We start from the raw sequence: 14,184 nt of genomic DNA, 5'->3' as shown, positions 1-14,184 counted from the left end.
AATTTGTAGGTCGGGTAAGGCGAAGCCGCCACCCGACAATTCTGTTCAGGATATTCCTGAAATTTCTGTTAAGACTGGTTTTCAGGGCTTATGGCGTTAACATAATAAGTGTTTGTTCATAAACACAGGTTCTGATTGACGACGTTGAAGGCTGTATCGTCCCGCATCCGTTTTTTGCTGTTACTCCCCCTTTTTACGGCTGGAGCCGTTCACGGTGCGCCGAAATCCTTCGTGCAGCAGGCGCAAAATCCGTTTGATAACAACGGCGATAGTCTGCCGGATCTCGGTATGGCGCAACCGACTACCGAAGGCGAAAAGCACCTGGCTGAAATGGCAAAGGCCTTCGGTGAAGCCAGTATGATCGATAACGGCCTGACGGCCGGGCAGCAGGCGCGACAGTTCGCGTTTGGCAAGGTGCGGGATGCCGTCAGCGGGGAAGTCAACGAGCAGATCGAATCCTGGCTTTCCCCCTGGGGTAACGCCAATGTCAATGTACTGGTGGATGACGACGGTAACTTTAACGGCAGCAGCGGAAGCTGGTTTATCCCCTGGAACGACAACACCCGCTATCTGAGCTGGAGCCAGCTTGGCCTGACGCAGCAGACAGACGGGCTGGTGAGCAACGTCGGGATCGGGCAGCGCTGGGTTGCCGGAAACTGGCTGCTGGGCTACAACACCTTTTACGACAACCTGCTGGAAGACAACCTGCAACGTGCCGGACTGGGCGCAGAGGCGTGGGGCGAAAACCTTCGCCTGTCGGCCAATTACTACCAGCCGTTCGCTGGCTGGCAGCCGCGTTCCGACATCCGGGAGCAGCGCATGGCGCGCGGGTACGACGTAACGGCCAAAGCCTGGCTTCCCTGGTTTCATCACCTGAACACCAGCGTCAGCTTTGAACAGTATTTTGGCGATAACGTCGATCTTTTTAACAGCGGTACGGGGTATCACAACCCGGTTGCGGTCAACCTGGGGCTGAACTATACCCCCGTTCCGCTGGTCACCCTGACGGCTGCCCATAAGCAGGGGGAGAGCGGCGTTAGCCAGAATAACCTCGGGCTGAAGCTCAACTATCGCTTTGGCGTGCCGCTGGCGAAACAGCTTTCCGCCGGGGAAGTGGCGGCGACGCGCTCGCTGCGGGGCAGCCGCTATGATTCACCTGAGCGTGATAATCTGCCCGTGATGGAATTCCGTCAGCGTAAAACCCTCTCGGTCTATCTGGCCACGCCGCCGTGGGATCTTAAGCCAGGCGAAACTGTGATGCTGAAGCTGCAAATTCGCAGCACGCACGGTATCCGTCAGATCCACTGGCTGGGTGATACCCAGGCGCTCAGCCTGACCTCACCGGCAAACAGCAACAGCAGCGATGGCTGGAGCATAATCATGCCCACCTGGAACGACGCGGAAGGGGCGAAAAACGAATGGCGGCTTACGGCCGTGGTGGAAGATAAGGATGGGCAGCGTGTCTCCTCCAATGAGATCACGCTTTCCGTGGTGCAACCGCTCGTCGCAATGCCTGCCGACGATCCACGGTGGAAGTTGCTGCCGGATGAGTAACTTAAAAAATGCGCTCCTGATGCACCCAGACGGCGGCTTCGACGCGGGATTTTAACTTCATTTTCTTCAGCATGTGTTTGACATGCACTTTGACCGTGCTCTCGGTGATGTCCAGACGGCGGGCGATCATTTTGTTCGGCAGACCCTGAGCAATCAGCTTCAGAATGTCGCGCTCGCGCGGGGTCAACTGGCTGACGTCACGGTCAGACGTGGCGCGGTTCGCACGCAGGCTGGCGGCCAGTACCGGCGTTAACGCTTCACTCAGCACCATCTCGCCTGCGGCAGCCTGTTGCAGCGCCTTGAGCAGATCTTCCGGCTCCATATCTTTCAGCAGATAGCCGTCTGCCCCCCGCTTGAGGGCGGTGACCACGTCTTCTTCATGGTTTGAGACGCTGAAGACCACCACCCGGCCAGAGAGGGATTTCTCCCGCAGCTTGTCGAGGGTTTCCAGGCCATTCATGCCCGGCATGTTGAGATCGAGCAAGATCAAATCAGGATCGAGCGATTCGGCAAGTTCAATACCCTGTTCGCCGTTGCTGGCTTCCCCGACGACGGTGATATCGGGCGCCATGCTGACAAGCTGTTTAACGCCAGTGCGCAGCATCGGATGATCGTCAATCAACAGGATAGATGCCGGTTCCTGATTAGTCATGGTTTTCTCCTTGAGCAGTTATGAGGGGCTTTTCGGGTATAAAGGTGACCACGACTTCGGTGCCACCTGACTCTCCCCGGCGAACCTGGCAATCACCGCGCAGGCTTTGCGCGCGGTCTCGCATGATGATTAAACCATAATGGTTCGTTCGTTCGGCATTTTCCGGCACGCCGCGGCCGTTATCCTGAACCCTGAGCTTCACCTGATTATCCTGGCAGCTGACGGTGACCGTGACGGCCGTCGCCTCGGCATGCTTGAGCACGTTGCTCAGGGCTTCACGGGCAATTTGCAGCACATGGATCGCCTGGTGAGAGGGGACAAAACGCGGTGGCAACTGGTAATCCAGCTTCACCGGGAAGCCCAGCCTGGCACTAAATTCCTGACAGCTGGACTCCAGCGCAGGGCGTAGCCCCGGCTCGGTGAGCTGTAAACGGAAGGTGGTCAGCAGCTCGCGAAGCTGAATCCACGAGGTGTTAAGCTCGTTGCGGATCTGGCTGAGCAGCTGTTTGCTGCTCTCGGGCATGCCTTCGTCCTGCATTTGCAGGCAACTCACCTGCATCTTCATGCAGGAGAGGGACTGGGCGATGGAGTCGTGCAGCTCGCGAGCGATGGTGGCGCGCTCCTCCATCACGATCAGCTGCTGCTGTTTCTCCTGGTGACGGTCGAGCGCCAGCGTGGCCGTGAGCTGCTCTACAAGAGTATCGACCAGCTGCTGCTGGTCGTGGCTCAGATGACGTCCGGCGGGCAGGGTGGCCAGCAAAATACCGTACTGGGTATGGCTGTCCATCAGCCGCCACTTGAGGGTCGTGCCGCTGGTGGTAAGCGGCGGCAAGCCGCGCGGGCAAAGATGACACCCTTTATCGTCGCAGGAGACGTCCGACTGACAGGTAAATTCCTGATGGTTTTCCTCATCTTCAACGTCATAAACCCGTAGCTCAAGATCGTGGAGCAGAGTCAGGTTTTGCAGGCCGTTCAGTACCGGCGAGAGACGCTCGCAAAGCGGTACCTGCATATGCAGGCGACGGTTCGCCTGCCAGAGGAAAGAGAGGATCTCGTTTTTCTGCTCAAGCCCGGCGGTTTTCTCCTGAACGCGTTTTTCCAGTACCGCGTAGCTTTCAGATAGCTCCGCCGACATGGTGTTGAGCGCCTCGCCGAGCATCGCCATTTCGTTGCGCCCGCTGATGTGCGTGCGTTGGGTAAAATCGCGCTGTGTGACGGCGCGGGCCATCGCCAGGAGTTGCTTCCAGGGGTTAAGCAACCGCGCGCGCAGCCAGATAACCGTGAAAATCAGCAGCAAACCCATAAACAGCGCCATTGCGCGGTGAACCATCACCACGCGGTCAATGCGTAACTCTGTGGTGCGATCGAACGAGGAGACGAGATGATCGATGCGTGACACAAACCCGGCGACATCCTGGGCGACCGTTTCCCGGTCTTCCGCCCGCTTTAACCCGGGCTCCAGCTGGGTATGCCAGTAGCCCTGAAGCGCCTTAAGCTGAGATTGCTGGCCGTCACGGATGGCGGCTCTTTCCAGTTCAGGGCTGAATGCGGTACGCTCCATTTCGTCGATAAGCGGTTGGTCAGCCTGCGTCAGCGGCACCGACGCCAGCAGCCGGTAACTCTGCATACGTAGCGAGCCTGCCTCGTTGATGGCATGCGCATTACCCTGCACACCCTGTACCAGCCAGCCAGAAATAGCCATGCCGGTCACACCGATAGCGGTGGACAGCAGAACAATAAGCGCCAGCTGGTTAACCAGCGTCAGCGGAGATAAACATCTTTTTAACATAGAGTTGCCGGGCTCCTGACGTGACCTGATTGCAGGAATGGCGCTATTCTGGTGCATACCCTGGAGTATACCCATACCAATAAAGGATTACCTCTAAATTGCCAGGGAGGTAACGGTTAGTGGGTGGACGAAGCAGGGATGCGTCAGCACCGTGAAAAACCACACCTTTTTTACGTTTTGCATCTACTCATTAAGAGTGATGGCTTTTTTTTCGCCGCAAAACCTCCCACTTTTCCTTTGATTTATATCAACTTACCGCCGCCCTAAAGCCCTAATGTTTGCAGCATCATTCGAGAATCAGAGGTGTCTATGAGTCACTCTTCCGCTCCCGAAAGGGAAACTGGTGCCGTTATTACAGACTGGCGTCCAGAGGATCCGGCGTTCTGGCAACAGCGCGGCCACCGTATAGCAAGTCGTAATCTGTGGATTTCCGTGCCATGTCTGTTACTGGCGTTTTGCGTCTGGATGTTGTTCAGTGCGGTTGCGGTTAACCTGCCAAAAGTGGGCTTTACCTTTACCACCGATCAGCTGTTTATGTTGACTGCGTTGCCGTCGCTTTCAGGCGCACTGCTGCGCGTTCCTTACGCGTTTATGGTGCCGGTCTTTGGTGGTCGTCGCTGGACGGCTTTCAGTACCGGGATCATGATCGTGCCGTGCGTGTGGCTCGGTTTTGCGGTGCAGGATACCTCTACACCGTTTAGCGTGTTCGTGATTATCTCTCTGCTGTGCGGCTTTGCGGGGGCGAACTTTGCGTCCAGTATGGCAAACATCAGCTTCTTCTTCCCGAAAGCGAAGCAGGGTGGTGCGCTGGGCATTAACGGCGGTCTGGGTAACATGGGCGTGAGCGTGATGCAGCTGATTGCTCCGCTGGCGATCTCGGTCTCCATCTTTGCGGCGTTTGGCGGCGGCGGTGTGACGCAGCCCGACGGTTCAGTGCTGTTCCTGCAAAATGCCTCCTGGATTTGGGTACCGTTCCTGGTGGTCTTTACCCTGGCGGCATGGTTCTTCATGAACGACCTGTCCGCGTCCAAAGCGTCCCTGAGCGAGCAGCTGCCGGTTCTGAAACGTGGCCACCTGTGGGTAATGGCACTGCTGTATCTGGCGACCTTCGGCTCGTTCATCGGTTTCTCCGCAGGCTTTGCCATGCTGTCGAAAACCCAGTTCCCGGACGTACAGATCCTTCAGTTTGCCTTCTTCGGTCCGTTTATTGGCGCGCTGGCACGTTCGCTGGGCGGGATGATCTCCGACCGTCTGGGCGGAACGCGCGTTACGCTGGTGAACTTTGTATTGATGGCCATCTTCTGTGCACTGCTGTTCCTGACGCTGCCTGCGGGTGGTGAGGGAGGTAACTTCTTTGCCTTCTTCGGCGTCTTCATGGTGCTGTTCCTGACCGCCGGGCTGGGCAGTGCGTCTACTTTCCAGATGATCTCTGTCATCTTCCGCAAGCTGACCATGGACCGCGTGAAAGCGCAGGGCGGGAGCGACGAGCAGGCGATGCGTGAAGCCGCCACCGATACCGCTGCGGCGCTTGGGTTTATCTCTGCGATTGGCGCGATTGGCGGCTTCTTTATTCCAAAAGCGTTCGGTATCTCACTGGATCTGACCGGCTCTCCGGCGGGTGCGATGAAGGTATTCCTCGTCTTCTATATCGCCTGTGTGGTCATCACCTGGCTGGTATATGGCCGTAATACCAAGAAAAACAAGTAAGCTTGATTATCCGTTTGCGCGGCCTGAGTGCCGCGCTTTTTTTAATCGCTTAATAGTTACAACATACTAATAGCGTTTCCCGTAGTCGCACGCAGGTAACGCTGTGATCGCCATCGCTTTACAGGTGTCTCTACCCCTTAATACCTTAGATGTTAAATTTTGCTCCACTTATTGTACGATAAATAAAATATATCCATATAAATCATTGAGTTAAAAAATATTAACAGCTACCGCTTTGGTGGTATTTGATCTAATCCCCCCCTCAGAGACCCCCCTCCGTCTTGATCGTTATCAATTCTCACCATCTTTCATAGCGTTACCTTCGCTGCAAATCAGCAATGTCGATTTAGAGAGCCACAGGCTCCACACAGGAGATACCCGATGAGCAAATTTTTGGACCGGTTTCGCTACTTCAAACAGAAGGGTGAAACTTTTGCCGATGGGCACGGCCAGGTTCTGGATACCAACCGGGACTGGGAAGACGGTTACCGTCAACGCTGGCAGCATGACAAAGTTGTCCGTTCTACCCACGGTGTAAACTGCACTGGCTCATGTAGCTGGAAGATTTTCGTTAAAAACGGTCTGGTGACCTGGGAAATGCAGCAGACCGACTATCCGCGTACCCGTCCGGATATGCCGAACCATGAACCGCGCGGCTGCCCGCGTGGGGCCAGCTACTCCTGGTATCTCTACAGCGCCAACCGTCTGAAATACCCGCTGATGCGTAAACGCCTGATGAAAATGTGGCGTGAAGCGAAAGTGCAGCACAGCGATCCGGTTGATGCCTGGGCATCCATCATCGAGGACGCCGACAAAGCGAAAAGCTTCAAACAGGCGCGTGGTCGCGGTGGTTTCGTTCGTTCTTCCTGGAAAGAGGTGAACGAGCTGATTGCGGCCTCCAACGTCTATACCGTGAAAACTTACGGTCCTGACCGCGTGGCAGGCTTCTCGCCAATCCCGGCAATGTCGATGGTCTCTTACGCCTCCGGCGCGCGCTACCTTTCACTTATCGGCGGTACCTGTCTGAGCTTCTACGACTGGTACTGCGACCTGCCGCCAGCGTCGCCGCAGACCTGGGGCGAACAGACCGACGTGCCGGAGTCCGCTGACTGGTACAACTCCAGCTACATCATCGCCTGGGGCTCTAACGTTCCGCAGACTCGTACCCCTGATGCGCACTTCTTTACCGAAGTACGTTACAAAGGGACTAAAACCGTCGCGGTGACCCCGGACTACGCCGAAATCGCCAAACTGTGCGACCTGTGGCTGGCACCGAAACAGGGTACTGATGCCGCCATGGCGCTGGCGATGGGCCACGTCATGTTGCGTGAATTCCACCTCGACAAGCCAAGCCAGTATTTCACCGATTACGTGCGTCGCTACACCGACATGCCAATGTTGGTGATGCTTGAAGAGCGTGACGGCTATTACGCCGCTGGCCGTATGCTGCGTGCTGCGGATCTTGTGGACGCGCTGGGTCAGGAAAACAACCCGGAGTGGAAAACGGTCGCCTGCAACAGCAACGGCGAGCTGGTGGCGCCAAACGGTTCTATCGGCTTCCGCTGGGGAGAAAAAGGCAAATGGAACCTGGAACAGCGTAACGGCACCACGGGTGAAGAGACAGAACTTCGCCTCAGCATGCTGGGCAGCCAGGACGAAATCGCCGATGTCGGCTTCCCGTACTTTGGTGGTGAAGGTTCCGAGCACTTCAACAAGGTTGAGCTGCAAAACGTTCTGATGCACAAACTGCCGGTTAAGCGCCTGCAACTGGCGGACGGTTCTACCGCTCTGGTCACTACGGTCTACGATCTGACCATGGCGAACTATGGCCTGGAGCGCGGTCTGAACGATGAAAACTGCGCGACCAGCTATGACGACGTGAAGGCTTATACACCAGCCTGGGCGGAGCAGATCACCGGTGTGCCACGCGCCCAAATCACCCGTATCGCCCGCGAATTTGCGGAAAACGCAGACAAAACTCACGGTCGCTCCATGATCATCGTCGGTGCCGGTCTGAACCACTGGTATCACCTCGATATGAACTATCGCGGCCTGATCAACATGCTGATCTTCTGCGGCTGCGTCGGGCAGAGCGGCGGCGGCTGGGCGCACTACGTGGGCCAGGAAAAACTGCGTCCGCAGACCGGCTGGCAGCCGCTGGCGTTTGCCCTTGACTGGCAGCGTCCGGCTCGTCACATGAACAGCACCTCCTACTTCTATAACCACTCCAGCCAGTGGCGCTACGAGACGGTGACCGCGCAGGAGTTGCTGTCGCCGATGGCGGATAAATCCCGCTACAGCGGCCATCTGATTGACTTCAACGTGCGCGCTGAACGCATGGGCTGGCTGCCGTCTGCACCGCAGTTGGGCACTAACCCGCTGCGCATTGCGGAAGCGGCGAAGAAAGCGGGCATGTCACCGGTGGACTACACCGTGAAATCGCTGAAGGATGGCTCAATCCGTTTTGCGGCAGAACAGCCTGAGAACGGCAAAAACCATCCGCGTAACCTGTTCATCTGGCGCTCCAACCTGCTGGGTTCGTCCGGTAAAGGCCATGAGTACATGCTGAAATACCTGCTCGGTACCGAAAACGGTATTCAGGGTAAGGATCTCGGCAAGCAGGGCGGCGTGAAGCCAGAAGAAGTTGAATGGAAAGACAACGGTCTGGACGGCAAGCTGGATCTGGTGGTAACGCTGGACTTCCGTCTGTCCAGTACCTGCCTGTACTCCGATATCGTGCTGCCTACCGCCACCTGGTACGAAAAAGACGACATGAATACGTCGGATATGCATCCGTTTATTCATCCGCTGTCTGCGGCCGTTGACCCGGCGTGGGAATCAAAAAGCGACTGGGAAATCTATAAAGACATCGCGAAGAAATTCTCCGAAGTCTGTGTAGGGCACCTGGGCAAAGAGACCGACGTGGTGACGCTGCCAATCCAGCACGACTCCGCTGCCGAACTGGCGCAGCCGCTTGACGTGAAGGACTGGAAAAAAGGCGAATGCGACCTGATCCCGGGCGTGACCGCGCCGCACATTATTCCGGTTGAACGTGATTACCCGGCAACGTACGAGCGCTTTACCTCTATCGGTCCGCTGATGGAGAAGATCGGTAACGGCGGTAAAGGCATCGCCTGGAACACCCAGAGCGAAATGGACCTGCTGCGCAAGCTCAATTACACCAAAGCAGACGGCCCGGCCAAAGGCCAGCCAATGCTGAACACGGCAATTGATGCAGCGGAAATGATCCTGACCCTGGCACCGGAAACCAATGGCCACGTGGCGGTGAAAGCGTGGGCGGCTCTGAGTGAATTTACCGGCCGTGACCATACGCATCTGGCGAAGAATAAAGAAGAAGAGAAAATCCGCTTCCGCGATATTCAGGCTCAGCCGCGCAAGATTATCTCCAGCCCGACCTGGTCTGGCCTCGAAGATGAACATGTGTCCTATAACGCCGGATACACCAACGTTCACGAGCTGATCCCATGGCGCACGCTCTCTGGCCGTCAGTCTCTCTATCAGGATCACCAGTGGATGCGTGACTTCGGTGAAAGCCTGCTGGTTTACCGTCCGCCAATCGATACCCGCTCCGTGAAAGCGGTGATGGGGGCGAAATCAAACGGTAACCCTGAGAAGGCACTGAACTTCCTGACGCCGCACCAGAAGTGGGGTATCCACTCCACCTACAGCGACAACCTGCTGATGCTGACGCTGTCGCGCGGGGGGCCGATCGTCTGGATGAGCGAAGCGGACGCCAAAGATCTGGGTATCGAAGATAACGACTGGATCGAAGTGTTCAACAGCAACGGTGCCCTGACGGCACGTGCGGTGGTGAGCCAGCGTGTACCAGCCGGGATGACCATGATGTACCACGCGCAGGAACGTATCGTTAACCTGCCGGGTTCAGAGATCACCGAGCAGCGCGGCGGTATTCACAACTCTGTGACCCGTATTACGCCGAAACCGACGCATATGATCGGCGGCTATGCCCAGCTGGCCTACGGCTTTAACTACTACGGCACTGTAGGATCAAACCGCGATGAGTTTGTGGTGGTACGTAAGATGAAGAATATTAACTGGTTAGATGGCGAAGGTAATGACCAGGTACAGGAGAGCGTAAAATGAAAATTCGTTCACAAGTCGGCATGGTGCTGAATCTGGATAAATGCATCGGCTGTCATACCTGCTCAGTCACCTGTAAAAACGTCTGGACCAGCCGTGAAGGTATGGAGTACGCCTGGTTCAACAACGTGGAAAGTAAGCCGGGCACCGGCTTCCCGACCGACTGGGAAAACCAGGAGAAGTGGAAGGGCGGCTGGATCCGTAAAATCAACGGCAAACTGCAACCGCGCATGGGTAACCGTGCGATGCTGCTCGGTAAAATCTTTGCTAACCCGCATCTGCCGGGCATCGACGATTACTACGAGCCGTTTGATTACGACTATCAGAACCTGCACAACGCGCCGGAAAGCAAACACCAGCCGATCGCCCGTCCTCGCTCGCTGATCACCGGTAAGCGCATGGACAAAATTACCAGCGGTCCAAACTGGGAGGAAATTCTGGGCGGCGAGTTCGAAAAACGCGCCAAAGACCAGAACTTCGAGAACATGCAGAAGGCGATGTACGGCCAGTTCGAAAACACTTTCATGATGTATCTGCCGCGCCTGTGCGAACACTGCCTTAACCCGGCGTGCGTGGCGACCTGCCCAAGCGGCGCCATCTACAAGCGTGAAGAAGATGGCATTGTGCTGATCGACCAGGACAAGTGCCGCGGCTGGCGTATGTGCATCACCGGCTGCCCGTACAAAAAAATCTACTTTAACTGGAAGAGCGGTAAGTCTGAGAAGTGTATCTTCTGCTACCCGCGTATCGAAGCCGGTATGCCGACCGTCTGCTCTGAGAGCTGCGTAGGGCGTATCCGCTACCTCGGCGTGCTGCTGTACGACGCGGATGCGATTGAAAATGCCGCAAGCACCGAGAACGAGAAAGATCTGTATCAGCGTCAGCTGGACGTCTTCCTCGATCCGAACGATCCGAAGGTGATCGAGCAGGCGCTGAAAGACGGTATTCCGCAGAGCGTGATTGACGCCGCACAGCAGTCCCCGGTGTACAAAATGGCGATGGACTGGAAGCTGGCGCTGCCGCTGCACCCGGAATACCGCACGTTGCCGATGGTCTGGTACGTGCCGCCGCTGTCTCCGATTCAGTCTGCGGCTGACGCAGGTGAACTGGGCAGCAACGGCATTCTGCCGGACGTGGAAAGCCTGCGTATTCCAGTTCAGTATCTGGCCAACCTGCTGACGGCCGGGGATACCCAGCCGGTGCTGCTGGCGCTGAAACGTATGCTGGCGATGCGTCACTTCAAACGTGCGGAAACCGTTGACGGCGTTAACGATACCCGCGCGCTGGAAGAGGTCGGCCTGACCGAAGCGCAGGCGCAGGAGATGTACCGCTATCTGGCAATCGCTAACTACGAAGATCGTTTCGTGGTGCCGAGCAGTCACCGCGAGCTGGCTCGCGAGGCCTTCCCGGAGAAAAGTGGGTGTGGCTTTACCTTTGGCGACGGTTGCCACGGGTCAGACAGCAAATTCAACCTGTTCAACAGCCGCCGCATCGACGCGATGGATGTGACCAGCAAAACGGAGCCGCACCAATGATTGAACTCGTCATTGTTTCGCGTCTGCTCGAGTACCCTGATGCTGCGCTTGTGCAGCATCAACAGGAACTCTTTGATGCACTCGCGTCATCTGAAAACCTGGATAAAGAGGATGCCCAGACGCTGGGCATTTTCCTCCGCGACCTGCTGGCGCGCGATCTTCTTGATGCGCAGGCGGACTACAGCCAGCTGTTTGACCGTGGTCGTGCCACGTCTCTATTGCTGTTCGAACACGTTCACGGTGAATCCCGCGACCGTGGTCAGGCGATGGTGGATCTGATGGCCCAGTACGAGCAGCACGGTTTGCAACTCGACAGCCGCGAGCTGCCGGATCACCTGCCTCTGTACCTGGAATATCTGGCGCAGCTGCCGAAAGAGGAAGCGGTGGGCGGGTTGCAGGACATCGCTCCCATTCTGGCGTTGCTCGGCGCACGTCTCCAGCAACGTGAGAGCAATTATGCAGTCCTGTTCGATCTGCTGGTGAAACTGGCTAACGCCTCGGTTGACAGTCAAAAAGTGGCGGAAAAAATTGCGGATGAAGCCCGTGACGACACCCCACAAGCACTGGATGCCGTCTGGGAAGAAGAACAGGTGAAATTCTTTGCTGACCAGAGCTGTGGCGAATCTGAAATCTCCGCGCATCAGCGTCGTTTTGCCGGAGCGGTGGCTCCGCAATATTTGAATATCTCTAACGGAGGACAGCACTAATGCACTTCCTGAATATGTTCTTCTTTGACATTTACCCGTATATCGCGGGCACCGTGTTCCTGGTGGGAAGCTGGCTGCGTTATGACTATGGCCAGTACACCTGGCGTGCTGCCTCCAGCCAGATGCTGGATCGTAAAGGGATGAACCTGGCGTCAAACCTGTTCCACATCGGGATTTTGGGGATTTTCGCCGGTCACTTCCTGGGGATGCTGACCCCGCACTGGATGTACGAAGCGTGGCTGCCGATTGACGTGAAGCAGAAGATGGCGATGCTCGCCGGTGGCGCCTGCGGCGTGATGACCCTGGTGGGTGGTCTGTTGCTGCTGAAACGCCGTCTGTTCAGCCCACGCGTGCGGGCTACCACGACCGGAGCGGACATCCTGATCCTCTCCCTGCTGATGGTGCAGTGTGCGCTGGGTCTGCTGACCATTCCATTCTCTGCTCAGCATATGGACGGCAGCGAGATGATGAAGCTGGTGGGATGGGCGCAGTCTGTCGTGACCTTCCGCGGGGGCGCTTCTGAGCATCTGGACGGCGTGGCGTTCATCTTCCGCGTTCACCTGGTGCTGGGTATGACCCTGTTTGTGCTGTTCCCGTTCTCTCGCCTGGTGCACATCTGGAGTGCGCCGGTGGAGTACCTGACGCGCAAATATCAGATCGTGCGTGCTCGTCGCTGATTCGCTGTATTGATACAACCCCGCATTTGCGGGGTTTTTTTGTCCTGGAATCAGTGTTTCGTGCGGATGCCGGGTGGCGGCTGCGCCTTACCCGGCCTACGGAATTCACTATGCTCGGATCGAACCCTGGTCGAAGCTTCTCATCTTTCCCCGCATGGGAGAACCATGGGGCATTGTGCTTTTGGAGAGTGCTAAAGAATCTGGAAGTGATGGTGGTGGGGGAAGGATTCGAACCTTCGAAGTCGATGACGGCAGATTTACAGTCTGCTCCCTTTGGCCGCTCGGGAACCCCACCAGGGGTAATTCATATTTTGAGGTAAAGCTGGAGATGGTGGTGGGGGAAGGATTCGAACCTTCGAAGTCGATGACGGCAGATTTACAGTCTGCTCCCTTTGGCCGCTCGGGAACCCCACCACGGGGTAATGCTTTTAACTGGCCTGCTTCCTGTTGGAAGCGGGGCGCATCATATCAAATGAGACGCCCCTGTAAAGCATTCCTTTAGGAAAATGAAGCTGTTTGCCTGCTTTTTATCCGTAAAGGCGTAAAGCTAATCAATTCATTTTCCGAAGGATTAAAGAATAATCGTTCTGTTGCCGTACACAAAGACGCGCTGAGCAAGTACCTGATAAAGCGCACGGCTCAGTACGTTCTTCTCAACGTCACGGCCAGCTCGCATCATATCTTCTGCCGTGTAGGTGTGATCCACGTGGATCACGTCCTGCATGATGATTGGGCCTTCGTCCAGATTATCATTCACGTAGTGCGCGGTTGCGCCAATGATCTTCACCCCACGCTCGTATGCCTGGTGATACGGACGCGCGCCAATAAAGGCTGGCAGGAAGGAGTGGTGGATGTTGATAATTTTGTTCGGGAAGCGCGCCACGAAGGATGGCGTCAGCACGCGCATGTATTTTGCCAGCACCACGTAGTCCGGGTTATGCGCTTCAATCGCAGCAGCCATCAGGTTGTCGTGCTCTTCGCGGGTATGACCTTCATGGCTGACCAGTTCAAACGGAATGTCGAAACGTTCAACCAGCGTACGCAGCGTCTCGTGGTTGCCAATGACGGCGGCAATTTCGACGTCCAGGCCACCGTAGTTGGCTTTCATCAGCAGATCGCCCAGGCAGTGCGCCTCTTTGGTGACCAGAATGACAATGCGGCGACGACCCGCCGGGTTTAGCTCGCGCACCGAGCCTTCCGGCAGGGCGCTGTCCAGATCGGCAAGCAGGGTTGTGTCGTTGAAAATACCTTCCAGCTCGGTACGCATAAAGAAGCGACCGGTACGGTGGTCAACGAACTCGTTGTTCTGCACGATATTCAGTTCATGCTTGTAGCAAATGTTGGTAATTCGTGCGATCAGTCCTTTTTGATCGGGACAGATAGTGCGCAGAACTTTACGTTGTAATGATTGCATCGCCGGGAAATCCTGTTTATGTATTTG

General features: G+C 56.3%; 9 protein-coding genes and 2 tRNA genes. 6 read left to right on the top strand and 5 right to left on the bottom strand.

Annotated elements, in window-relative coordinates:
* The first annotated feature begins 135 nt into the window (after window positions 1-135).
* Window positions 136-1,554 (top strand): YchO/YchP family invasin, encoded by a 1,419-nt coding sequence (locus C3451_RS08740; RefSeq protein ID WP_045621900.1) that lies wholly within the window; start codon window positions 136-138, stop codon window positions 1,552-1,554.
* Window position 1,555: 1 nt separating this feature from the next.
* Here C3451_RS08740 and narL read toward each other — a convergent pair whose 3' ends face one another.
* Window positions 1,556-2,206, bottom strand: a complete 651-nt coding sequence (gene narL, locus C3451_RS08735) for a two-component system response regulator NarL (RefSeq protein ID WP_003856701.1) — start codon at window positions 2,204-2,206, stop codon at window positions 1,556-1,558.
* Entirely contained in the window at window positions 2,199-3,995 is a 1,797-nt protein-coding gene (gene narX / locus C3451_RS08730) for a nitrate/nitrite two-component system sensor histidine kinase NarX (protein ID WP_045621898.1), read from the bottom strand. Before narX ends, narL begins: the two co-directional genes overlap by 8 nt.
* A gap of 309 nt (window positions 3,996-4,304) precedes the next feature.
* Here narX and C3451_RS08725 point away from each other — a divergent pair, with 309 nt between their 5' ends.
* The 5 genes from C3451_RS08725 (at window position 4,305) to narI (ending at window position 12,743) form a co-directional block, all read left to right on the top strand.
* A complete protein-coding gene (locus tag C3451_RS08725) occupies window positions 4,305-5,702 on the top strand; it encodes a NarK family nitrate/nitrite MFS transporter (RefSeq protein WP_022648363.1) in 1,398 nt (465 codons plus the stop codon).
* 381 nt (window positions 5,703-6,083) lie between these two features.
* On the top strand, window positions 6,084-9,827 hold the full coding sequence (locus tag C3451_RS08720; RefSeq protein ID WP_023300281.1) for a nitrate reductase subunit alpha: 3,744 nt from the start codon (window positions 6,084-6,086) through the stop codon (window positions 9,825-9,827).
* A complete protein-coding gene (gene narH, locus C3451_RS08715) occupies window positions 9,824-11,359 on the top strand; it encodes a nitrate reductase subunit beta (RefSeq protein WP_032624103.1) in 1,536 nt (511 codons plus the stop codon). Before C3451_RS08720 ends, narH begins: the two co-directional genes overlap by 4 nt.
* Window positions 11,356-12,066, top strand: coding sequence for a nitrate reductase molybdenum cofactor assembly chaperone (gene narJ, locus C3451_RS08710; RefSeq protein ID WP_045622014.1), 711 nt, complete (start codon window positions 11,356-11,358; stop codon window positions 12,064-12,066). Before narH ends, narJ begins: the two co-directional genes overlap by 4 nt.
* Window positions 12,066-12,743: a respiratory nitrate reductase subunit gamma gene (gene narI / locus C3451_RS08705; protein WP_045622013.1), complete on the top strand. Its 678-nt coding sequence runs from the start codon at window positions 12,066-12,068 to the stop codon at window positions 12,741-12,743. The genes narJ and narI overlap by 1 nt, the downstream gene beginning before the upstream one ends.
* Window positions 12,744-12,953: 210 nt before the next feature.
* On the opposite strand, the gene C3451_RS08700 is transcribed toward narI, so the two are convergent.
* From C3451_RS08700 to purU, 3 genes are all read right to left on the bottom strand, one after another.
* Window positions 12,954-13,038 (bottom strand) — tRNA-Tyr (locus C3451_RS08700).
* A 34-nt stretch (window positions 13,039-13,072) separates the two neighbouring features.
* Window positions 13,073-13,157: transfer RNA gene (locus tag C3451_RS08695), tRNA-Tyr, on the bottom strand.
* Window positions 13,158-13,314: 157 nt separating this feature from the next.
* Window positions 13,315-14,157: a formyltetrahydrofolate deformylase gene (purU, locus tag C3451_RS08690; RefSeq protein WP_003856715.1), complete on the bottom strand. Its 843-nt coding sequence runs from the start codon at window positions 14,155-14,157 to the stop codon at window positions 13,315-13,317.
* Between the last annotated feature and the right edge of the window lie 27 nt (window positions 14,158-14,184).

This window comes from Enterobacter sp. 301B (assembly GCF_003850715.1).
Taxonomy (GTDB): domain Bacteria; phylum Pseudomonadota; class Gammaproteobacteria; order Enterobacterales; family Enterobacteriaceae; genus Enterobacter; species Enterobacter intestinihominis.
The sequence above is the reverse complement of the archived record's forward strand: the minus strand, read 5'-3'. Positions and strand labels throughout refer to the sequence as shown.